Genomic DNA, 23,519 nt, shown 5'->3' on the forward strand with positions numbered 1-23,519 from the left:
ACCAAAGGAGGGTCAGAGTGAAAAACAGAGCAAAGGATGCAACAACAGATGCAGGAGCAACAACAGAAGGAGATGCAACAATTGAAGCGAAAGCGACAGCAACATCATCAGATGTCGAGACCAATGCAGAAGCAAACGATAATATGAAAGCAAACACAAGAGCAAACTCCAGTGCAATGAAGAAGAAGTGGACTCCCCGTTTCAAAGAGTTCATTCAACGCAAGCCCAGGACATTGGCTTTTAAAATCCCGTTTGCCTACTTTGTCATTATTCTGCTAACGGTGGCGTTCAGTGCGTTGGTGTTGAATCAAATCTCGGAAAGTGATGCGCAACGAAAGATTAATGAAGCATCATTGCAGACAATTACATCCATTGAGACCAACGTTAATCTGATGATCGAAAACGTGAACAATTATTCGAAAATGATCTTCTCCGATCCCAACTTGCAGAACCTGCTGCGGCAGGGCAATGTGTACTCCAATTTACAGACACAGTCCAAGGTCAGCGCGTATTTAACCAATATTATGCAAGCGGTTCCAATTATTGATTCAGTCTATATTTACGATAATTCGGGACACCGATTCTCGGTTGGTACACAGGAATGGCCTACGTTTATGGAAGCAAATGTGAAGGAAGCGCTGTGGTATGAAGAGGCCTTGAAGCACAACGGACGATATCTGCTCAGGCTGAATGGTGGCAACAACGATAGCGGAGTCTCGGCCATGGGGGAGAATGATGGGCAAGAGGTGGTCTCGTTTATACGTCTCATTCGGGATCTGGATGATACGTCTCCGCTTGGATTTCTGGTTATGAACATCAAGGGGGCATCCATCGCTCAAGCCTACGCCAACCTGTCTGCACCGGATTCATTTCAGGTGGCCATTCTGGATGAGCATCAACGGGTGATCGCAACCAACGCAACCGATGGAAAGAAGGTCGTGCCTGCTGTATCCGACGCATCCATGTCTGCGGCTTCTGGACAGGAAGGGATGTACGAGATGTTAGAGGCCAATCAGGCCAAGTTAAAACAAACCTTTCGAGAGCAGCCCTCTGGCTTCATCACCTTGCAGTCGGGTGGTCAGGAATATGCGGTTACCTATCGTTCGGCTGGTGATGATCAGTGGAAATTCATCAGCATGAGTCCTTACCGGGCTACCGATACCCGTAATAAATCCATGGTGCTGCTCGCATTGATCCTACTGGCGGTGAATGGAACTGTCTTCTTTGTCAGTTCGTTCATCATCTCGCGCAGTGTCATCAAGCCGATTCACAAGCTGCTTCGTGCCATGCAGAAAGCGCCAAGTGGCAACTTCCGCAAAGTGACGGTTGAGCTGAACAGCTACGAGTTCGCACAGCTATATGGAGGATACAATCAAATGATTGAGCAGATTGAGCAGATGCTGAAACGCATCATTCAGGAGCAGCAGACGATCCGCCGTGCAGAGCTGAATACACTTCAGGCGCAGATCAAGCCGCATTTTTTATACAACACACTGGATTCCATCACCTCCCTGGCCATGTCGGGCATGAACGATAAGGTATGTGAGTTGTTAGAAGCGCTCGGAAGTTACTATCGACTGAGTGTCAGCAAAGGCCGTGAACTGATTACACTGCACGAGGAGGTAGAGATTGTACGCAATTATCTGACGATCCAGCAGGTGCGCTACCCCGGTGTGTTTGAGGTGCAGTACGATATTGCTCCAGATTGTGAGCGGGTGATGATTCCCAAGCTCGTAATTCAGCCGCTGGTGGAAAATTGTCTGTATCATGGCATTCGTCCCAAAGGCAGCCCAGGCACCATCCTCATTCAAGCACGTCGATTCAAGGAAGGGGTACTTCTAACGATTACTGACGACGGAGTTGGCATGTCCGAGGAAGAGATACAGCAGGTTCAACGCAAAGAAATAAACCGTTCTAACTGTTTTGACTCAACTAACTCATCTAACCCCTCTAATTCAACTAATCTTTCTAATCTTTCTAAGATTAACTATAACTCTAAACACAATCCAAGCTTTGGCTTATGGGGAACGATGGAGCGGCTTCGTATTTTCTACGAAAGAGAGGATGGACTCAAGCTGGAGAGCGAGGTTGGAAAAGGAACCACCATTATCATAACGATCCCGAAGGGAGCCGATGAATCATGGAATTAACTATGAAACCATTCAAGGTATTGATTGTGGACGACGAATACCTCATCCGAAATCTGCTGCGTATGCGTATCGATTGGGAACAGCAAGGCATGTCTATCGTTGGTGAGGCCTCCGATGCACAAGAGGCTTTGGATCAGGTGGAGCTGTTGCGTCCAGACATCGTATTCACGGACATATACATGCCAAAGATGGATGGCATTGAACTGAGCCGTATCCTCATGGAGCGTTACCCGAGCCTGAAAATCGTGGTTGTGACGGGACATGATGAATTTGAGTATGCTCGTCAGAGTGTGAAACTGGGCATATCCGATTTTATTTTGAAACCCATTCGTGCTTCTGAGTTATTACAGGTTACGACGAAACTGCGAGCGGCGATTGAGCAGGAGATTGGACGCGAGTATGAGCTGATGAAGCTGCGGGAGGAAATGAAGCAGAGCTTGCCTTATCTCAGGGAGCGATTTGTGAATCAATGGTTAAGTCATGTAGTGCCTGAGGATGAACTACACGAGAAGGCGCGATTCTTCGGCATTCCTATCTCGTCTAGTGAAACAGGATTACGCATCGCAGTAATGGAGGTGGAGGTTGCTGTCCCGCAAGTGAAGATAGCTACGCCAGAGGTATATCCACATTTGCCCGAGACATCTCATCAAGCTCATCAAGCCAGTCAACCCCACCAACTCAGCCAAATTCAACGAGAGCCTCAACACGATCAAACCCATATAAGCCGGCATCAGACAGAAGCCCATCCACAACCCGCTGAGGAAATACATATACTGCTGCGAATGGTAGGCGTGAAGCAGGTGCAGGCTTTTTATCCGCAGGATTCGCAAACCATTATTGTCATGGACCCGCATAACCGGATCGTTGTGCTCTCACTTGGTGGGGATACGGAATTCACCAGTCAGGTACAGCAGCTTCAGGAAGAACTTCAACATACGCTTAAACTTGAAGAATATGAAGTTAATGTGACCGTAGGGATTGGGCAATGGCAATCAAGATGGGGAAAGGCTTGTGTGGGCTACCGGGAAGCTTGTCGTGCACTCGATTATCAGGCGTTTGTAGGGAAAAATCAGGTCATTTGCTTCGAAGATCTGGTCATCGAAAGCGGGAAAAAGCCCTACCACTCGGATGCTCAGCTGCTCCAACAACTGCAATTTAACGTCAGTGTTGGTGCGGGGGAAGAAGCGGTATTATTGCTGGAGCGTGTGCTGTCTGTGCCATTCTCGGACGTTTCACAGTTTCGGATGGCAGCCTTGGATGTGGTTACGGAGTGCCAGCGTGCTGCTATAGAGCAGCAGCTTGAGGGAGAGCACGCATTGAACAAAGAGGCCGTTGCGGCCATTTTTACAGCAAATCATCTGCCCGAACTAAAAAGTATGCTGGAGCAGCATGTCCGCACCGTATCGGATGTCATACAAGCCAAGCGACAGGCCAAGGAAGGCAACCTGATCGATCGGGTGATGGCTTATCTTGAAGAGAATATGGGCAATGCCGAAGTGGGGCTTTCCAGCACCGCGGCTGCTTTTTACGTAAGTTCGGGCCATTTGGGGCGGCTGATGAAAAAAGAAACCGGGCAGACATTTGTGGAATATCTGACCCAACTCCGCATGAAGAAGGCTGAACTGCTGCTGAAACAGACGGATATGAAAGGTTATGAGATTGGGGAGCAGGTAGGCATACCGGACCCACACTATTTCAGCGTCTTGTTCAAAAAACATATCGGCCGATCCATGAACGAATATCGAAATGTAAAAACATGAAAAACGAGAATGCAGTCGGAAGTGTTGGGGAGTGCGGAGAAGGTTTGAGCGTAAACCCACTTCCGGTTCCAATTCCACATATGTTCGAAAATTACAAATCGATGCCTGTTTTCTAAATGGAGAACAAAGCACAGTTTGCCTAAAATATGGCTAGAACCAACGAAAAAAACATAGGGAGGTCCGTAGATATGAAAGCGCTATTAAAAAAATCAGCAAGTCTAATTCTGATGCTGGGCATTGTAAGTAGTCTGGCGGCATGTTCATCCGGTTCGTCCGGCAGTTCACAGGGGGAAAGTAATGGCAAGATCAAACTGACGCTGTGGGATCAATCGGTCGGCAATACCGATCCTTCGGCCAAGCTGCTACCCGAGATTGTGGAGAAATGGAACAGCGAGCATCCAGACATTCAGGTTGAACGTACGGGCACAACAGGAGAACAGTACAAAACCAAAGTCAAAACATCGATTGCAGCTGGTGAAGCGCCAGACCTGTTCTATGGCATGGGCGGCGGCAGCTTCATGCAGCCTTACATCAAATCCGGTAATGTGCTGGAAATCTCAAGTTACCTGACGGACGATATCAAAGAACGGATGGGCCCGGGTATGGCTGAGGCGATCAATATGGACGGCAAAATCTACACGTTGCCCGTGTACACCCATATCGCCAACCTTTACGTGAATACGGAATTGTTCGAGCAGGCGGGTGCCAAGATTCCGACCACATATAACGAACTGCTGGATGCAGTCACCAAGCTGAAAGCGGCAGGAATCACCCCGGCTGTGATTGGGGAAAAGGATCGCTGGCCGGGCATGTACTGGTACGACATTATTGCGATGCGTCAGGCAGGCAATGCTGCGGTGATGGAAGCCTTCAAAGATCCGTCGAAGTGGGATTCGCCCGAATTTGTTGCCGCCGCGACCAAAATGCAGCAGCTTGCACAAGCAGGAGCATTCAACAGCAGCATGTTCAGCATGAGTTATGACGAGATGCTCGGGGCATTTAATGCAGGCAACGGCGCGATGATGTTCCAGGCCAACTGGGTGAATGCAGGAATTGAGGACCCGTCTTCGGCAGTCAAAGGCAAAGTGAAAGTGATTCCGTTCCCGGTCTTTGAGGATGGTAAAGGCACCAATACCGAAATCTTCGGCGGAGCCGTCGATGGTTTCTACATTAACCAGAATACCAAGCATCCGAAAGAAGCGGTGGAATTCCTCAAGTATCTGAGCGAACAGCTGGGTACGCAAGGTTTCCTGGCCGGAGCCGGTCTGCCAAGTTGGAAAACAGATGCACTCGACACGTCCAGTCTGTCCTCCTTGGATCTGTCTGCGGCAGACATTATGATAACGGCGACCTCATTCATCGCGTGGTGGGATAACATTCTGCCAGCGGAGTCTGCCGAAGCGCACAAAAACCTGATTGCCCAGCTGCTTGCCGGCGATATAACACCTGAGGAGTTCTGCAAACAGATGGCACAACTCAAACCAACAGAGCTAAGTCTATAAGAAACAAGTAGGCGTGCATATCTTCCACGAGCGCCACTATGAGAAACCAAATCCAGCGAATACGGTATGCGTGCGTGCAAGCTTACAAGCTTAAATGCTTACAGGCCCTAGAAGGTCCTTACACTACAAGTCTTTGACTATTCCCTTTGAATATCTTACGTATAGACCTTGTGAGCTTGCACGGCTACCGCTTCTAACCATGAAGATGAACCCAAACAAGGCGTGGTCCGGCATACCCCGGTCACGCCTTTGAGAGGAGAACAACAATGAACTCTGTATTTTCCAATAAAGGCACCATAGCTGTCTTCGTACTGCCCACACTGATTCTGTTCTGCGGGATTGTGCTTATTCCAATCTTTGTCTCCAGTTATTACAGTCTGTTGGACTGGAACGGCGTAGGCAGGGGGACATTTATCGGTCTGGACAACTATGTGGAGATGTTTAAGGATACGCGTGTACTGAATTCGATCAAAAACTCCCTGTTATTCGCGGGAGCTTCGGTGTTCATTCAACTGCCGATCTCGCTGGTGCTTGCACTGATTCTGGCGTCCAACGTCAAGGGGGAAGGGTTCTACCGGACCGTGTATTTCATCCCAGTATTGATCTCAACGGTGGTTATTGCCCAGTTGTGGTCAAAAATCTACAATGCGGATTATGGCCTGCTGAACGTGCTGCTGCAAAATATCGGCTTATCCCATTGGGCGCAAGATTGGCTAGGTCAGAAGCACACGGCACTTGCGGCTTCTTTTATCCCAACCCTATGGCAGTACGTGGGGTATCACATGCTGTTGATGTACGCAGGAGCGAAATCCGTCTCGCAGGATGTGCTTGAAGCTGCAAGAATGGATGGTGCTTCACGTCTTCGCACGGCTTGGTCCATTATGATCCCTTTAATGAAGCCGATCCTGAAGGTAAGCCTTGTATTTTCGGTTATTGGCGCATTCAAGGTGTTTGACCTGATCTATGTGCTGACGGGCGGCGGGCCGTTCTATACCACTGAAGTGCCGAGCACGCTGATGTACGCCACCATTTTTGATACGTTCCGGTACGGATATGGCAGTGCGATCTCGGTATTTATCATTGTGGAGTGTCTGGTATGTACGATCCTCATTAATTCATTGTTCAAAACGGAATAGAAGGAGGCATGAGGCATGAGTACCGTAGAAGTCATGTTGCAAAAAAAGCCCAAGCCAAGGTCCATCTCCGGACCAATCGGGAAAGTGTTCCTGCAAGCGTTTCTGATCCTCGTCGCAATTGTGCAGATCTACCCGCTCATCTGGCTGGCGCTGTTTTCCTTGAAGGATAACAGTGAAATCTTTAGCGGCGATGTTGCTGGATTGCCGAAGGCGTTTCTGTGGAGCAACTACACCAAAGCCATGTCCGATGGCCATGTGCTGACCTATTTTATGAATAGCGTGCTGGTCACAGCTGCCTCCATTGTCTTGGTACTGATCTTGTCTTCGATGACGGGATACGCAATTACAAGAATGAACTGGAAGCTCAGTGGGCTCACGATGACGATTATTTTGCTGGGCATGATGGTGCCGATTCATGCGACGCTGCTGCCATTGTTTATTATTTTGAAGAATCTGAGCCTGCTCAACAGTTACTGGTCTCTGATCATTCCCTATGTGGCATTTGGCATTCCGATGGCGGTATTCATTCTGGGCAGTTTTTTCAAAGGTATCCCGCGAGAGATGGAAGAGTCGGCGGTGATCGATGGCTGCGGCATCTACCGGACGTTTTTCTCTATTATTCTGCCTCTGGTAACCCCGGCTATATCAACGGTAGCCATTTTCACGTTTTTGTCATGCTGGAATGAGCTGATGTTTGCGGTCACGTTTATCAATAACACGGCTTATCAGACATTGACGGTGGGCATGATGTCGATGGTGGGAACGTACATTACGCAATGGGGCATCATTGGTGCGGGACTGATGATTACGACGGTGCCAACGGTGATCATCTATCTGCTGTTGAACAAACAGGTGCAGAAGAGCATGATCGCAGGTGCGATCAAAGGTTAGTTGGAGGCTGGACTGGAGGGCGTGGCGGTAGAAGCGCTTGCTGTTCGCTCACTGTACTCTCTTTCTGGTAGATATCGGCTTGATTCAGGATTTCGCAAGGTGTGATCTGTGGACTAGACCGCAGTCTATGAACATGGAATAATAAGGGGGATGTAGCTAGTCAGTTGCAGAGAGGGGTCATTATGATATGGTCAAAATCGCGATGGTAGAGCAGGAGTCTGTTCGGGAAAAGGTTGTGGCGTTTACGTTTGATGATGGGCCGCATCCGGTGTATACACCTCAAGTACTTGAGATATTCCGTCGTGCTGGTGGGCAGGCGACGTTTTTCATGATTGGGAAAGAGATAGAGGCTCATCCGGATATTGCGGCGGCGGTACACCGTGAAGGGCATGAGATCGCAAACCATACATACACGCATCCCGACCTGACCAAGCTGACGCTGGAGGAAGCCGGGGAAGAGTTGCAACGCGCAGAACATCTTGTTCAAGAAGTTACGGGGCAACCTGCCCGCAGCTTCCGACCGCCGTATTTTGGCGTAAACGATGATATACTGTCTCTGGCAGCGGAGCGTGGATATCGCACGATTGGTGCGGTCAACGGTGATGCGAAAGATTGGGATAATCCCGGCGTTGAGCATATTCTGGAGCATACCCGGTCTGTGGTGAAACCTGGCAGCGTGCTGATATTCCATGACGGGTACGGGGAGCGTTCCCAGACGGTGGAGGCGGTTCGTGTGCTGGTGGATGAACTGGTCGCGGAAGGGTACCGTATGGTCACGGTGAGTGAGTTATTGGACATTTCACGTGAGCAGGGTGAAAAGATAACATAATCAAGTGGACCCATCATTCTTTGAATGACTGGGTCCTTTTTATATATAATTTATATAGGGAGAACGGAGTGATAGCACAAACTTTGCTTGCCCTCTCAAACTACTTTATAATAATAGGCTAAACTAGATTATGTCAGGAGGAAACAATGGACTTTATCAAAAATCAACTAGAAGAACTCGGCATGAGTGGACCCTCCATTGGTTATCTTTCAAACATCATTATGATTATTTTTATAGCAGTGATCTCGATATTGGCAAATGTGATTGCCAAGCGAGTGGTACTGAAGACGGTGCATCGTATTGTAAGTAACAACCGTTTCAAGTGGGGCCACATCGTGGTTCAGAAAAATTTATTTCAAAAGCTGTCGCATCTCGTGCCGGCCATTATTATCTATTATTCGGCTTATATTTTCTCGCCCTATCAGGCCATAATTGAAAAAGCAGCAATGACCTACATGATTGTCATCATGATCACGGTATTGAATGCTTTGCTTAATGTATTTGATGATATCTATCGTACCTATGAGGTGTCGAAGATTCGCCCAATCAAGAGCTACATTCAGGTAGCCAAGATCGTCCTGTTCATTATCGGGGGTATTATCGTCATCTCCAGCCTGATCGGACAAAATCCGCTCATTATCCTCAGTGGACTTGGGGCATTATCGGCGGTATTAATGCTCGTGTTCAAAGACTCGATCCTTGGCCTCGTGGCTGGTGTACAGCTATCGTCAAACGATATGGTGCGCGTGGGAGACTGGATCGAGATGCCTAAGTATAATGCGGACGGCGACGTCATCGACATTACATTGAACACAGTGAAAGTGATGAATTTTGATAAAACGATTACGATGATTCCAAGCTATGCCCTTATATCGGACTCGTTCCGTAACTGGAGAGGCATGCAGGTGTCCGGCGGCAGAAGAATTAAGCGGAGTATTTATATCGACATCAGCAGTATTCGTTTTTGTACGGAAGAGATGGTGGCGGAATTTGAGAAGATTCATTACCTGACGGATTATGTCACTTCCAAACTTAAAGAAATTCAAGCGTACAACATGGAGCACCAGGTGAATACTGAAAGCAACGTGAACGGCAGACAGCTGACAAACGTCGGTGTATTCCGGGAATATATCCATCAATATTTGAGGAATCATCCAAAAATCAATAAAGATATGACGATGATTGTGCGACAATTAGCACCGGAAGATCGCGGGCTGCCTCTGGAAATCTATGCATTCAGTAATGATATCAACTGGGGTGTATATGAGAACGTTCAGGCGGATATCTTTGATCATATCTTCGCGGTGGCGTCAACATTTGGACTGCGGGCCTTCCAGAATCCAACCGGACATGACATTGTGCAACTGAAAGAGGATAAGCAATTGGTGCGAGAGTACTAGAATTTTTTTCGAAAAGTGATGCGATAAAATTATTTCATAGTGATTAATCATGATAGCTATGAACTCATAATAGCTATGAACTCATAATAGCTCTACCTTTTCCAATATACTATTTCAATTCGTAAGCCATTAACCTATCTAGGTTGATGGCTTTTTATCTGTGATATAATAGGCATATTTTACGAACGTAGAAGTAGGAGGAAACGTGTATGGATTGGGAAGCTCATATCGAACAATGGAGCCGAACGGCCGTTAGATTACTGGATATTCGGTATTATCGTGCCGAGCAAGGAACGGTCCCTCATCACGATGTGGCGCAAAATGGCTTTTTCTTAATTACTACGCATGGAGAGGCTAGGATAAGCATATCAGGCGAGGTCTATCAGACCCATTCACCTCACATATTGCATGGGGGAGCAGATGCTGAGCTGAGTATTATACCGTTGGATCACGATTTTGCCTGTTATTTAATTTTTTATACAGCCGAGTGTGCATCGCCGGAAGATCGGAAGAGCTTCCAAGTGACGTATGGATTTGCTCCGTATGCGTTACTCCCTATTCAGGAAAAGTGTGAAGCCATGAGTCGTCTGTGGCAAGAACCCGCCTCCATAGACAAGCTACAGGCACAGTCGACCTTTCTCCCATTGGTGTACGAGATCATGCGGCAACAGATTCAGACATTGTCCAAAAAGGAAAGCAGCAAACCCAATATCGTCACTGAGGCAATCCACTACATTCACGAACACTATAGCGAACCAATTACAGCTGAAGAATTGGCCCAGAGATACCATTGCAGCGCCAGCTATTTATCCCGTTTGTTCAAGAACCAGATTGGATTGGGACCCATCGAATATCTCATTCATGTGCGGGTTCACAGATCCAAGCAGTACCTTCTCAGGTCCGAAGCCCGTATCCAGGAGATCGCGAGCAACGTGGGGTATGCGGATATGTATTATTTCAGTCGTTTGTTCAAAAAGCATACCGGCTTATCGCCACTTCAGTTTCGTGCGGAACATCGGCAGCAGATTCAGGTTCAGTATAATCCATTACGTGGGTTAGAATCGTCTATTGTAACCCCTAACTCCGGTTCTCATAATGAGAATGAGACTTATTATCAACGAATTGGGGAAGGGGACACATCCATGTTTAGATTTTCAAGACCGGCCTTTGGAGCGATGATGTTATTATGTACATCCTTGCTTCTAAGTGCATGCCAGACCAGCAGTACTCCAGGAGCAGCGGCTTCCCAGCCAGCTTCATCAGATACGACTACTGCTGTAGCTACAGACAGCGCCGCTGTGGAAACGCGGATATATAAACATCTGAAAGGCGAAACCGAGATTCCTGTGAATCCACAGCGAGTCGTCAGCTTCTATCACTTGGGCGAGTTGATGGCGCTGGGGGTGAAGCCGGTTGGCACAACGACATATATTTTAGATAATCCACTTATAGTTGATACTTCCGGTATTTCAGATGTGGGCGTTCCGCCAGATGCCGAGAAAATCCTGTCACTGGAGCCAGATCTGATTGTTACAACGGCAGCATTCGCAGAAGCTGTGGAAGGCGGGTATGATGCACTGAGTCAGATTGCTCCAACCATTGTTGTCGAGCAGCATAATGACCCGATTAAAGATGTGGAGATGTTTGGCGATATTCTTGGGAAACAAGAGGAAGCACGGTTATGGAATGAGCAATTCAAGGCCAAAATCGCGGAGTACAAAGAGAAGATAAGTCCTTATGTAGGTGCCGACGAAACGTTTTCCATACTAAACGTGCGTCCAGATGCACTTTTTGTATACGGGGATACAAATATGGGAGGAAATATCATCTACAAGTATCTCGGGTTGAAGCCAACCTCCAAGATCGAGACAGACGTGATCAAAGGTGAGACGTGGGAAATTTCTTCTGAGGTGATTCCTGATTTTATTGGTGACCGATTATTCCTTGCTGTGAATGAAGGAGCGGAGGATAAACTCAAGGATGTGCAGAAGCTGATTGAGCAATCGCCAGCAGGGAAAGCAGACAAGGTCTACAATATCGATTTTGACGAGTTTCTATTCAGTGACCCTATTTCGGTTGAGCAACAGCTGGATATCATTGTGGACATACTGGTCGAAAAGAACCAATAGAACGTCCAACACCCTGTATATTCTCTTATGCCAAATTGATTCAAGCCCCCTGGGAGGGGTAGAATAACGAGAGGACGATCAATTTCTAACAGTCTAATCTCGGAACGAAAATCTAACCTTTTGGCAAAGGAGAGGTCTCACATGAACCATCAGATTCCGGAATATACATTGAACGATGGCTTGAAAGTACCTGCAATTGGATTTGGTACCTATAGTTTGAAGGGTGAAGAAGGCGTTAAATCGATCGCGTCTGCCATGGATGCGGGTTATCGATTAATTGATACGGCGTACAACTATGAGAATGAGGCAACGGTGGGCAGAGCAATTAAGCAAAGCTCCATCGCCAGAGAAGAACTGCTCATTTCCTCGAAGTTGCCGGGGCGTTATCACGCTCATGATAAAGCACTCGTGGCGATTCAGGAATCATTGTACAGAGCAGATCTGGATTATTACGACCTGTATCTGATCCACTGGCCTAATCCGAAGAAGGACATGTATGTCGAGGCATGGCAAGCGCTGATCGAAGCCAAAAAGCGTGGATATATCCGATCCATCGGCGTCAGCAACTTCCTGCCCGAGCACAATGAACGCCTGATCAAGGAAACGGGGATAGCGCCGAGTCTGAATCAGATTGAGCTACATCCGTTCTTTGACCAAGCTGGTCAGCGGGAACAGGATGCGAAGCATGGCATCGTGAACGAGTCCTGGAGTCCGATCGGACGTGGCAATGATGCCGTACAGGATATTCTCAAGGATGAGAACATTCTTCGAATCGCGGAAACACATGGCAAAACGCCAACCCAGATCATTCTGCGCTGGCATGTTCAGCTGGGTTCCATTCCAATTCCGAAAGCCGGCTCCTTGCAGCATCAGCAAGAAAATATCGATATATTCGATTTTGAGTTGAGCACAGAAGAGATGCAGCTCATCTCTGCATTTAATCGTACGGATGGACGGTTGTGGGATCAGGACCCAAGCGAGTACGAAGAATTTTAAAGAAGGACAAGTGAAGGGCTGCTCCCATGTCAGATATGACAGGAGGCAGCCCTTCCTTATTGGAGCAAAAAGCATTGTTGCAGTTTTCCTTGTTGCGTAAGTTCTGCTAGTGTCCCGCAGGGATACGGAAAGTTAGAATCTCATACGGTTTGATATCAAAAGAAACTCGACCATTTTCCACGGCGCATTCCGCTTCGTTATTCTCGAGCAAATCACACGCGTACGCCGTAGCACCTGCTCTCTCAGGCAATTGCAGGGAAGCACGGCTGCGGCGGCCATGTGCTTCATAGAGACGGATGATCATATCATCGTTGTTCTCGGCTTTTTTGATAACCTCCAGCACGACATTATCCTGATCGACCGATGCGAGTGACCACAACCCAGGTAACGTGCCGGTTTGCGATGCAATCTCACGTGCAACCAGCGGACGGTTGAGATCATAAGCGGCTTGGATGACACGTCCTTCGCGGAAGTCGCCCTGATGCGGATAGAGTGCATAGGTGAATACGTGCTGCTCTTTGTCGGCATTTTCATTCGGATACGTTGCGCTCTTGATCAGTGACAAACGCATCACGGAGTTATGAATATCATATCCATACTTGCAGTCGTTCAGCAGCGCCGCACCGTACCCGTTTTCCGCCAGATCAGCCCACTTTTGTCCGCATACTTCAAACCGTGCCTGATCCCAGCTAGTATTACGGTGGGTAGCACGCTCAACGTTGCCGTACTGGATTTCGTAGACTGCTTTCTCACTCCAGATATCGAGCGGGAAGGCGGCTTTCAGCAGCAAATGCTCCTGCTTCCAGTCCACAAACGTACGGAAATCAATCCGGCGCGTATGCGCGTAGAAGATGATCGTTTGCTCAACGACCGAGTCCAGGAACTGTCGCTTCACTTGAAGCACGGAACGCACCGGCCCGCTTTCAACCCACTCCAGCGACTGCAGGTCGTTAATCTCCCACATATGCTGTTCATAATAGTCGTCAATGTTCCATGCCTCATATTCCGCAGGTCGATCCTCGAACACTTGCAGCACATTACCACGCTTGCCAGACTGAAGCAACTCACGACCCTCCAGCTTGTCCCATACGGATATGAACTCGGCACTTTCATTCAGGTGAATATCGTACCAAGGTGTATGGATGTGACGCTGATCTGCTTCCCACTGTGCAACCGAAACGCCCGCGACAAGTTCGCTTGTCAGATCCGGTGTGATTCGGAAGGATTTATACCCGGATGCAGGCACGTTCTCTGCAAGGAACACAAGTCCGCCTTCGGGAGTTCGCTGGCTTGGTACAGGGCGATCTCCATCATGAACGGTCACTTTTCTCGCAAAAGCAGGCAGTTCAACCACATCCGTTCGCACAAATCCGGTGGTGTTGAATACTACAATGGCTTCGCCATCAGATGTAATCCGACTCGCAATGCCGTTCAGTGCGCTGTCTTTCAACTCATCCGTGACACGCAGCACTTCTTCATATTGCTCTTTGGAATCCACATATACCTGCTCAATGGAGCTGCCCGGCAGAATATCATGGAACTGATTCAGCATCGTCAGCTTCCATGCATGCTCCAGTGCATCGGTTGGATAGGCGGCTTGTGCATCCGCCTCACGATGAATCATGGCATACAGCTCGGCATCGGCCAACGCAAATTCGCTATGACGGTTATACCGTTTGTTGCGCGCCATGGACGTGTAGGTACCCCGGTGATACTCTAGATACAGCTCACCCGACCAGCGGGGAACGGAAGGAACATCCACCAGATTTTGCTCCAGCTTCTCGAAAAACTCACGTACAAAGGTACGTTTCACCGCAGGCACACCCGGCAATCCAACATCAAGTCGTCTGCCATGCTCCAGCATCTCTTCGGTTGGTCCACCGCCGCCATCCCCGAATCCGAAACATTGCAGAACATCTGCATTGATGTTTTTGTTCTGGTATCGCTGCCACGTGCCTTTGACTTGAGAGGCGTTGAATCTTCCATTATAAGTCGTCTCGAAGCGACGCTGCCTGAAATCAGGATGTTTGTCATAGTCTGTTGCTGTGATGAAATGGGTCAGGACCTCTGATCCATCGATCCCTCGCCAGTACATCGTGTCGTTTGGAATCTGGTTTGTATCATTCCAGGCAATTTTGGTTGTCATAAAATAATCAATGCCGCTCTTGCGCATAATCTGCGGCATCGCTGCACTATAACCAAATACATCCGGCAACCAGAGCACACGGTTCTCTACGCCGAACTCTTCCTTGAAGAAACGCTTCCCGTAGATAATTTGACGGATCATGGATTCACCCGAAATCAGGTTACAATCGGCTTCCAGCCACATCGAACCTTCGGCTTCCCAGCGGCCTTCGGCTACCTTTTCCTTGATTTTTTCATAGAGAGACGGGTAGTCTGCTTTCAGGTACGCATATAACTGGGGTTGCGAGGACATGAACGTGTATTCTGGAAACTTGTCCATTAGATACAATACACTCGCGAAGCTGCGAATGACCTTCTCTCGGGTCTGATCCAATGTCCATAGCCATGCCACATCGATATGCGTGTGTCCGATACAGTGAACGGTTGGGATGTGATCACCAGCAGGTCGGATATCACCATAGACATGATCTTGTAGATATTGGCGCGCTTCCGGTACCGACGCATGGAATTCTGCGCTGTTCTCCTGACGCAAATCCAGCAGATTCACGGCTTTATTCAGATGTTCGACCAAATTCAGCCGCTCCAGATCATCCTCACGCAGCAGATCCGCTGCATCGAGCGCGGCCTTAAGATCGTAATATAGATCTGTGACAGGCTGATGATGCTCAGCTACATAGACATTGAGAAAGACATCGGCTGCCGAAGTACTACAGTACGCATATAAAGCCAGTTCGAATTCTTCCCCTTTTGCCGCAGCAGGTGTCAGGTCAATTTCCGTATGATTCACATCCAGACCGCAGATCAATTCTCCATTGAGGAATGCCAGGAATTGTGGATTATCATAATTCCAGATATCATCTGCACCGGTGACAATGGTACATACGACTTTTTTTCCTTCCATATGATCCGGGATGCGAATCCGGGTTTTGAAGCAGCTGTGTACATCTTTACCGCCCCAGCCATCACCCTTACGAAATACGTTCCAGGAGGAAGGGTCCTCATGCACCAGTTCCCAGGAGTGGTAACCACTTTCTTTATGATAAAGCTCCGGTATATATGTCTTTGAGGTCAGTCGTGCACGTTCCAAGTGTTTAACTATGGTATGGATCCGAGTATACAAGGAATTCATTTTCATGTTGGTTTCCCACCTTGGTTTGTAGTAAGTACAGGCTGTAGTCGTCGTTGGAGCAAGAATACTGCAAGCGCTAACATATCAACTCTATCATAACAAAGGGGAAAGGGAGCAAACTACGTAATGTATGCTGAAAAAGGCGCCTTTTTATTGCATTTCATGCTAAAATAAAATCATTAGTATCGGGATAGGGGGCATGTCCATGACAACATCCGTTTTGACATACGAGCAGGGATATGTAATCCATGTCAATCAGCCTGGAGACGAACTTTTTTATCATCTGGACTATGACGAACGCTCCCATGACTTGAATATGGAGTTTCAGCACTTTCATGATTTTTATGAAGTCTGTATTCTTCTGGATCGTACGGCTGCGCATATTATTGAAGGCAGTTTATATGAGATTCAGCCATTGGATATCGTGCTGCTGCGACCTTCTTTGCTGCATAAGACGCAGTATCCGAAAGGTACACCGCCAAAACGCTTGATGATTAATTTTGCGATGCCTCGCTATATGCCAGGACTTGAGAGCGGTTACAATGAACTATTCTCCATTTTTGATGAAGAGGTTCCGATTTTCCGCTTCCCGGAAGAACGGCGCAAAGAAATCCTCGCGCCCATCAATGACATTTTTGCCATATCCCAGCAGCGCTCTACGCTTCAACCGGTTGTGATCCATCATAAATTTGTAGAATTTCTGTGTGCCATTCATCGTTACGCGGCAGAGAACGGGTATGTGCGAGAAGAGACAGGATCATCGATGTCCCGACGCATGTATGCCATTGCATCCTACATTCACAGCCATTATCAGCAGGATTTATCTTTGGACGAGGTGTCCAGGCGGTTTTATGTAAGTGCCCACCACTTGTCCCGCCAATTTAACAGGGTCACTGGTTTTACCTTCACGGAGTATGTGCAGATGACCCGTATTCGAAATGCCCAGCAATTGCTGCTGAATTCGAGTGAAAAAATTACGGACATTGCTGCACAGTGTGGGTTCGCCAGCTTTTCCCAGTTTAATCGCATCTTCAACAAACAGAGCGGCATGTCACCAAGTGCCTATCGACGGAGCAGACCATCGCAGAGCAAACATGAAATGATGCTTGTGGGCGAAAGACCCGAGTGACGTTAGCGCCCAGCGTAAGATAACAAGCGGAGTGATGGACAGGCTTAAATTGCTAGTTAACGGGCTATTTTTCTGGACAGGAGATTTATATGAAAATAATAGCTAAGGACATGGTATAGGGTTGGGTCCATCTATTTATGATGTAGCTAGGGACATCCCGCCATCATACATCCGATATACCTTGTCACAATATTCAAGCATACGCTCATCATGGGTAACCATAATGGCTGCTTTTTGGCGTGATTTCACTTCTTGCGCGATTAGACTAACCACTTCATGGGCTCGTTTGGTGTCCAAACTGGCGGTTGGTTCATCGGCTAAGATGATGTTGGGATTATTCATTAAAGAACGCGCAATGGCTGTCCGTTGTTTCTCACCACCGGATAACTCTTCGGGAAAACTTTTTAACTTCAAACCGAGCCCCAGTTCTTCCAGCAGCTTGGTGGCAAATGCCTTATCCTCTTTTTTTACCGTTCCCGCCATTCTTTTTACAACTAGCAGTTGATCGAGAACATTTAGATAGGGAACTAGATTTGAAGATTGCATAATAAATCCCACTTCTTGCAGACGAATATTAGATAGCTCTTTCTCCGTAAGCTTCGAAATATGATTTCCGTTTAGTTGAATATCTCCTTCGGAGGCTTTCAGCATGGCCCCAGCAATAGATAAGAATGTACTTTTACCAGAACCAGAAGGTCCAACTACAGCAACAAACTCCCCCGGCTCCACGGATATGGATACATGATCGAGCGCGGTGATCCGATTGTTTCCTTCGGCATAATACATGGTGACTTCTCGCATGTGCAATCCCTTACTCATTATTCAACCCTCCCGAGCGCCTTAAGCGGATCAATCTTTGTAATTTTGCGAACAGATACCAATGAACTTAACATAGCGATAACCAGCAAGATAATAGAATAATTGAAGACAAGACTGGTTTCCAGCTTAAATGGCATTCCTTTTGGCATAATTGCTGCTGTCCCATAAGTCAGCAAGATTCCAACAACAATGCTAGTCAGCGAAAGTACAAACACTTGCGAGATAATGGCTTTTCCCAAGAAACGGTTACTAGCGCCTATCGCTTTCATAATGCCAAACTGGTTGGTTTTTTGCATCGTAATGACATAGAAGAATACCCCAAGTACAAATGCAGAGATCGCGAGTAGAAATGCAAGCATCATCAGAATCGTTCCGTTCTCTTCTTTGTACCCTGGCATCCCTTGCACAGCTTTCGCCCGGGTAACTGTATCCGTACTGGATAACTCTTTATTTATAGCTTCTGGATCAATATTCTCGCCTTGTAACATGATCGCATTAACCGGTTCGGCAATTCCTTTATCTGAACTTGGAGCCGCAAAGGCAATCTTCCGCCATTCAGCCATTGGGGTAAATACGGATGCAACGTGGTTATAGGTCTGATTCTCCACGAATCCAATAATTGTCAATGATTCCGTCGTGCCATCCAGTTGAAAGGTGTCCCCGATGTTATAGCCCTCATCTTTTAGGGTCGAATTCACAACCACCCCGGTAGGATTCTCAGAAGAGAGGTTTTCACCTTCTACTATAGCTGGTTCCAGAAAGCTTCCTGGGTTAATTCCTATAATCGCTATATCGACTTTATCTTCATTCTTGGTACTCGCCTCTTTCATTGCTGTTGCCATCGTACTTCCCATAGGTGATGCAGCATCCACATTAGGAAGTTGTTCCGCCTTCGCCACCAGTTGATCTGACAGCAGTGACTTGCTCATGGAAGACTGAGCTCCTTCTTCAAAGATGACATAATCAGCCTTCATGGTCTTGAATGTTGATGCGGCTAGCGTAGACAATCCATTCCCCAGACCGGATAAAATAAATACCAACCAAGCCATTAGTACGAAGATAATGATAATCATCAAAAACTTCATTTTACTATGCATTAACTCCTTCATCGCTAAAAACATGATCTGCTCAACTCCTTCTCTCTTTTTTGACACTTGTGTCAAATTAGATGCGCGGACACGTGGTCTTCATCATTAAACGACATAAATGACACTTGTGTCAAATTAAATCCAAGAACAAAGTTAGCTCTTGGCTCCTCCGATCCACATTTGGAACAGCAGCTTTCCCCAATCAGGCGTAGGGATATTCATCATGTTAGGTGTATTAATCAAGTTGAAGAAAACACCAATAAGTACAGGTAGAGGGATATCTTGCCGGAGGGCGTGATCCTGCTGTGCGCGTTCAAATAAGCGTGATAATTGAATTTTGAGGGTCTTATGTGCTTCCTCAATATATTCAAGATCTCTCGCTGCCGCAGCAGAATTAGTCGTATTAATTTTACTGGCATCTCCCAGAAGTTGATGGAGCGTCGATTCTTCTGCGTAGATCAGAAGCAGTTGCTCAAGAGCATCCATGGGATCAGTCTCATCAACGGCTAATGAATTCTCCAACACGGTTGCTATTACACGCTTCATACAAGCAGCAACAATCTCTTCTTTATTCGCGTAATATTGATATATCGTGCTCCGGGCTCCGGACAGATGCTGTGAGAGCAGCTTGAGATGAAAACCGTCGTAGCCATGCTCAAGAATTAATTTCTTGGTCGTATCCAGTAGCTCTGTTTCGGTAAAAGATTGTTTTCTTCCCATTGAATCTCTTCCTTTTTCATTCTCATTTAAAGTCGGTGTGAACTTCACGTAATCGATGTGTACTGCAAGTCTACAGGAGTTCTGCACTTCCCTTGTTTATTATGATCAGTTTAGCATATGTTTGATGGCCATAATACCAACCAGGACGATTGGTCTGAATAAATGGGTGGACGATATACAAAAAGGCAAACCCTTGAACTTACATGGGTTTGCCTTTTTCCATCTATTTATCGAATACCGACGATATACCGATACGTCTATAATTGATCTTACGATCAGACTCACGCATGTACCGGATGAATCTTGGTGTTATCCCTGATCCTTTGGTGCCAGCTCAATGGCGGAGCGGATGGCTGCCAGCATGCTTTTGTCATCGGCGATGTTCTTGCCAGCGATATCGAAGGCTGTACCATGATCAACCGACGTACGAATGATGCCGCCCTTCAGACCAACGGTGATGTTCACGCCTTCCTCGATGCCCATTACCTTAATTGGCGCATGGCCTTGGTCGTGGTAGCAAGCTACAACGATATCGAAGTCGCCGCGGCCAGCGCGGAAGAAGAGTGTGTCCGCCGGGAGTGGACCAACGACGTTAATGCCTTCCTGCTGCGCACGCTCAATGCCGGGCTGCAGTTTTTCTTCTTCTTCCCCGTTGCCGAACAGTCCGTTCTCTCCGGCATGAGGGTTGATTCCGCATACGGCTACGCGCGGATTCTCAAAGCCTGCTTTTTTCAGCGTATCATGGGCAAGCTTCACAACGGTGTAGGTTCTTTCCGGGTTGATACTCGCAATGGCATCAATCAGACCCATGTGTGTCGTCAGGTGAATGACTCTCAGATTAGGCGTTGTCAGCATCATCGAGAAGTCCTGTGTATCCGTCAGGTCAGCCAGAATTTCGGTGTGCCCTGGATACAGGTGCCCCCCTTGATGCAAAGCTTCTTTGTTCAAAGGTGCTGTACAGATGGATTGAATCTGGTGTTTTTTGGCGAGATCAATGGCTTTGGCGAGAAACTGGAATGCTGCATCCCCAGCCACGGCAGATACTTTGCCGTATTCCAAGTCCGCCGGGACAAGGTTCAAATCAATCACATCTACAGTACCGAATTCATACTTGGCTTCGGAAGGTTCTTGAATCGCGTTAACGTTCAGACTTGAGCCGATGACTGGCAGTACACGCTCCAGAATCTTCGCATCACCGATCACGAGTGGATTGCACTGATCGTACATCTCTTGATGACCCAGTGCTTTCATAATAATCTCCGGTCCAATACCTGCTGCGTCGCCCATCGTAATTCCAATTGTAGGTTTCATACGAGAATACCCCCTTTTAATTTTTGAATCGCATGGATAAAGACATCAGGTTTACCGAATCCGCCTGCTTTGGTAATCACATGCAGATCATCAATGCCTATGAACTTGGAGATCGGCACGCCGATTTCAAGCTCATCCAGCAGCTCGAATCCGCTAATGTTCCATTTCAGACAGATCTGTTTTGCCGTATCGCCGCCAGTCATGGATACCCCTTTGAACAGTCCTTCTTCCAGCAGTCTGGCACAGATCTCACCCATCGCGAGTACTATTTCATTGCTGACTTCGGTGTGATTAAGCCCCCGAATTTCGCCTGTTGCACGGGCCAGTTCAATATCAATCTGTTCAGCGGTGGAGTAAAGAACGACATCTTGTCCTTCCAGCGCTTTGTCTCGGACCTCGTTATAGACACGTTCCATCTCTTCCGTACGGTCTGCGGTTGCGGATACCGCTTTGAAGGAGTGGAAGGAGACAGAAGCCACGCGGGACTTGCGCATCAAGCGATGCAGCTGCTCGCGAGAGTTTTTGTTCACACTGCCGACTACCGTTAAGATTGGACCGGAATTCTCCGGGATATCAAGTGAAGCAGCCCTGGATTCCAACTCGTAATGCGCGGGGAGGTAATCGGCAATGCCCGCCGAACCTGCCCAAGTAAAGGTATAATCCAACTCACGAGTCATTTGCAGGATCAGTTCCAGATGGCGTTCTTCAGTGGAGTCCACCATCACATACGGGATGTTATTTGTTTTCAACTGCTCCAGTTTGGTGCGAATATGATTCTGCCCGGCTTCCAGATCGGCGACGGTGATCTCGCCAACTTCGTACTTGGTCTGTTGTTTCAATAAGTCCGGAAGGTAGGAAATCGTTACAGGTGTCTTCGGATCATGGGCAATTTCAGTATCTGCCAGCGGAACGCCGTTCAGGTAATGAATTCCGTTCAGAATAGTGCGGTTATTTTTCGGATATCCTGGAGCAATCATCATAAAGTCCGGCTTAACTACATCATACACAGCATCAATCTCGCTGCCGATATTACCGCGCATGGTGGAGTCCATCTTTTTGAAAATCGTCTCAAATCCATTGTTCGTCAGCAATTCAGCAGCCTGATATACACGGTCATACGCTTCCTGCAGGGATATGGAACGACTATCTGTATCAAAGACGACAGCATCGTAATGTGTAAGAGGTTCTTCATTCATATTAAAAAGAACACTGGTCTTCAAGCCATGACGGGCAAGCTGCACCCCGCTGTCATTGGCACCGGTCAAATCATCTGCAATAATAGCTAATTTCATGCAGTCATCCCTCCTTGTAAGCAAAATTTCATAATAAGTTCCTCAGATTATCAATTAACACAGATTAAGCATATCGGATCAGGTGATAACCATTTATGTGGTTGGTCGTTGATTGTATTTCTCGACGCCACCTGATTTCTCCAGTCGTTTGGAGAGGAACCCGATGAAGATCGGTAACAGGATAGCTGTCGTTACAACGCTCGCCGCAATTTGCACAGTAGCAATCTCCGCAATCGGGCCAAATGAAGCATTAGCAGCCACGATGGCAGCAGGTGTACCTACCGCATTCCCGGCTGTTGAACCTTCGGATGCACCAACGATGGGGTTCCAGCCAATGGCTTTGAACAACAGGTATCCGATTCCGCCTGTGAGAAGCACGGTCAGAACACCGAGCAGAATGCCACCTAGACCACCTTGGATGATGGAGGAGAAGTTGATTCCCATACCCAGGGAGAATGCAAAGAACGGAACGAGTTTGTCACTGCCTTTGTACAGCCAATCCCCCAGATTACGGTCCAGATTACCAATAATGACACCAACGATGAGCGGAAGCAATACAGCAACGAATGCCATCGGGGAGAACATGCCGTTCGCAAAGCCCATTGCACCAAAGATCGAGAGCGCTACCATGGTCAGGAACGGACCATCGCTAAGCGCGAGGAACGGGTAAGCTGCCTTGTCATCTTCTTTACCGTATTGACCAGCGAGTGCGATGTACAGACCACCGTTGGAGTTGGTCATCGCAGCGATAATGGCAAGTGGGGCCAGACCCAGGAATAAACCGCTTGAATCCGCAAACAAAATAGCGATAAAACCAAGGCCTGCACCAATCACCCATTTGAACGTAAGCAAGGTTAAACCTTTGCCGACAGATGAACCCGCCGTTTTGAACGTAATCTGTGTACCCGCAATTAACAGGAACAGCGCAATCAACGTACTCGCACTGTTAACGAAGAGGGCTTCCGTGAATCCGCCAATGCGCAGGGCACTCGGGAAGAATGTATTGATAGTTGCACCAAGCAACAGGGGGACAACCATCATACCGCCAGGGATACGATCTAAAGTTGCTTTAATGTTCATAGTAGTTAGCTCC

17 protein-coding genes are annotated in these 23,519 nt (G+C 47.6%); 10 read left to right on the forward strand and 7 right to left on the reverse strand.

Annotated elements, in window-relative coordinates:
- Nucleotides 1–17: 17 nt before the first annotated feature.
- From NKT06_RS00985 to NKT06_RS01025, 9 genes are all read left to right on the forward strand, one after another.
- Nucleotides 18–2,150 (forward strand): cache domain-containing sensor histidine kinase, encoded by a 2,133-nt coding sequence (locus NKT06_RS00985; protein WP_253429061.1) that lies wholly within the window; start codon nucleotides 18–20, stop codon nucleotides 2,148–2,150.
- A complete protein-coding gene (locus NKT06_RS00990; protein ID WP_253429063.1) occupies nucleotides 2,141–3,910 on the forward strand; it encodes a response regulator transcription factor in 1,770 nt (589 codons plus the stop codon). Before NKT06_RS00985 ends, NKT06_RS00990 begins: the two co-directional genes overlap by 10 nt.
- A 188-nt stretch (nucleotides 3,911–4,098) precedes the next feature.
- On the forward strand, nucleotides 4,099–5,412 hold the full coding sequence (locus NKT06_RS00995; RefSeq protein WP_253429065.1) for an extracellular solute-binding protein: 1,314 nt from the start codon (nucleotides 4,099–4,101) through the stop codon (nucleotides 5,410–5,412).
- A gap of 266 nt (nucleotides 5,413–5,678) precedes the next feature.
- Complete coding sequence (locus NKT06_RS01000) at nucleotides 5,679–6,548, forward strand: carbohydrate ABC transporter permease (RefSeq protein ID WP_091012051.1); 870 nt, start codon at nucleotides 5,679–5,681, stop codon at nucleotides 6,546–6,548.
- A 15-nt stretch (nucleotides 6,549–6,563) separates the two neighbouring features.
- Nucleotides 6,564–7,439 carry a carbohydrate ABC transporter permease gene (locus tag NKT06_RS01005; protein WP_253429067.1) on the forward strand — a complete coding sequence of 292 codons (876 nt, stop codon included), beginning with the start codon at nucleotides 6,564–6,566 and terminating at the stop codon, nucleotides 7,437–7,439.
- A 187-nt stretch (nucleotides 7,440–7,626) separates the two neighbouring features.
- Nucleotides 7,627–8,268, forward strand: a complete 642-nt coding sequence (locus tag NKT06_RS01010; protein ID WP_253429069.1) for a polysaccharide deacetylase family protein — start codon at nucleotides 7,627–7,629, stop codon at nucleotides 8,266–8,268.
- 146 nt (nucleotides 8,269–8,414) lie between these two features.
- Nucleotides 8,415–9,668: a mechanosensitive ion channel family protein gene (locus NKT06_RS01015; RefSeq protein ID WP_253429071.1), complete on the forward strand. Its 1,254-nt coding sequence runs from the start codon at nucleotides 8,415–8,417 to the stop codon at nucleotides 9,666–9,668.
- Nucleotides 9,669–9,877: 209 nt separating this feature from the next.
- The gene (locus NKT06_RS01020) at nucleotides 9,878–11,797 is read left to right on the forward strand and encodes an AraC family transcriptional regulator (protein ID WP_253429073.1); all 1,920 of its coding nucleotides are present in this window, start codon (nucleotides 9,878–9,880) and stop codon (nucleotides 11,795–11,797) included.
- A 141-nt stretch (nucleotides 11,798–11,938) separates the two neighbouring features.
- Nucleotides 11,939–12,793, forward strand: coding sequence for an aldo/keto reductase (locus NKT06_RS01025; RefSeq protein WP_253429075.1), 855 nt, complete (start codon nucleotides 11,939–11,941; stop codon nucleotides 12,791–12,793).
- A 106-nt stretch (nucleotides 12,794–12,899) separates the two neighbouring features.
- Here the strand turns inward: NKT06_RS01025 and NKT06_RS01030 are convergent, their stop codons facing one another.
- Nucleotides 12,900–16,073 (reverse strand): alpha-mannosidase, encoded by a 3,174-nt coding sequence (locus NKT06_RS01030; protein WP_253429077.1) that lies wholly within the window; start codon nucleotides 16,071–16,073, stop codon nucleotides 12,900–12,902.
- 199 nt (nucleotides 16,074–16,272) lie between these two features.
- Between NKT06_RS01030 and NKT06_RS01035 the strand changes: the two genes are divergently transcribed.
- Nucleotides 16,273–17,196: a helix-turn-helix transcriptional regulator gene (locus NKT06_RS01035; RefSeq protein WP_253429079.1), complete on the forward strand. Its 924-nt coding sequence runs from the start codon at nucleotides 16,273–16,275 to the stop codon at nucleotides 17,194–17,196.
- A 135-nt stretch (nucleotides 17,197–17,331) separates the two neighbouring features.
- Here NKT06_RS01035 and NKT06_RS01040 read toward each other — a convergent pair whose 3' ends face one another.
- The 6 genes from NKT06_RS01040 to NKT06_RS01065 form a co-directional block, all read right to left on the reverse strand.
- Nucleotides 17,332–18,015 carry an ABC transporter ATP-binding protein gene (locus tag NKT06_RS01040; RefSeq protein ID WP_253429081.1) on the reverse strand — a complete coding sequence of 228 codons (684 nt, stop codon included), beginning with the start codon at nucleotides 18,013–18,015 and terminating at the stop codon, nucleotides 17,332–17,334.
- Nucleotides 18,015–19,136, reverse strand: coding sequence for an ABC transporter permease (locus tag NKT06_RS01045; RefSeq protein WP_253429082.1), 1,122 nt, complete (start codon nucleotides 19,134–19,136; stop codon nucleotides 18,015–18,017). Before NKT06_RS01045 ends, NKT06_RS01040 begins: the two co-directional genes overlap by 1 nt.
- A 120-nt stretch (nucleotides 19,137–19,256) precedes the next feature.
- Nucleotides 19,257–19,823 carry a TetR/AcrR family transcriptional regulator gene (locus NKT06_RS01050; protein ID WP_253429084.1) on the reverse strand — a complete coding sequence of 189 codons (567 nt, stop codon included), beginning with the start codon at nucleotides 19,821–19,823 and terminating at the stop codon, nucleotides 19,257–19,259.
- Nucleotides 19,824–20,132: 309 nt separating this feature from the next.
- Nucleotides 20,133–21,134 carry a 4-hydroxythreonine-4-phosphate dehydrogenase PdxA gene (gene pdxA, locus NKT06_RS01055; RefSeq protein ID WP_253429086.1) on the reverse strand — a complete coding sequence of 334 codons (1,002 nt, stop codon included), beginning with the start codon at nucleotides 21,132–21,134 and terminating at the stop codon, nucleotides 20,133–20,135.
- On the reverse strand, nucleotides 21,131–22,426 hold the full coding sequence (locus tag NKT06_RS01060; protein WP_253429088.1) for a four-carbon acid sugar kinase family protein: 1,296 nt from the start codon (nucleotides 22,424–22,426) through the stop codon (nucleotides 21,131–21,133). Before NKT06_RS01060 ends, pdxA begins: the two co-directional genes overlap by 4 nt.
- Before the next feature lie 93 nt (nucleotides 22,427–22,519).
- Nucleotides 22,520–23,506, reverse strand: a complete 987-nt coding sequence (locus tag NKT06_RS01065; RefSeq protein ID WP_253429090.1) for a 2-keto-3-deoxygluconate permease — start codon at nucleotides 23,504–23,506, stop codon at nucleotides 22,520–22,522.
- Between the last annotated feature and the right edge of the window lie 13 nt (nucleotides 23,507–23,519).

The organism is Paenibacillus sp. 1781tsa1 (assembly GCF_024159265.1).
Lineage (GTDB): Bacteria > Bacillota > Bacilli > Paenibacillales > Paenibacillaceae > Paenibacillus.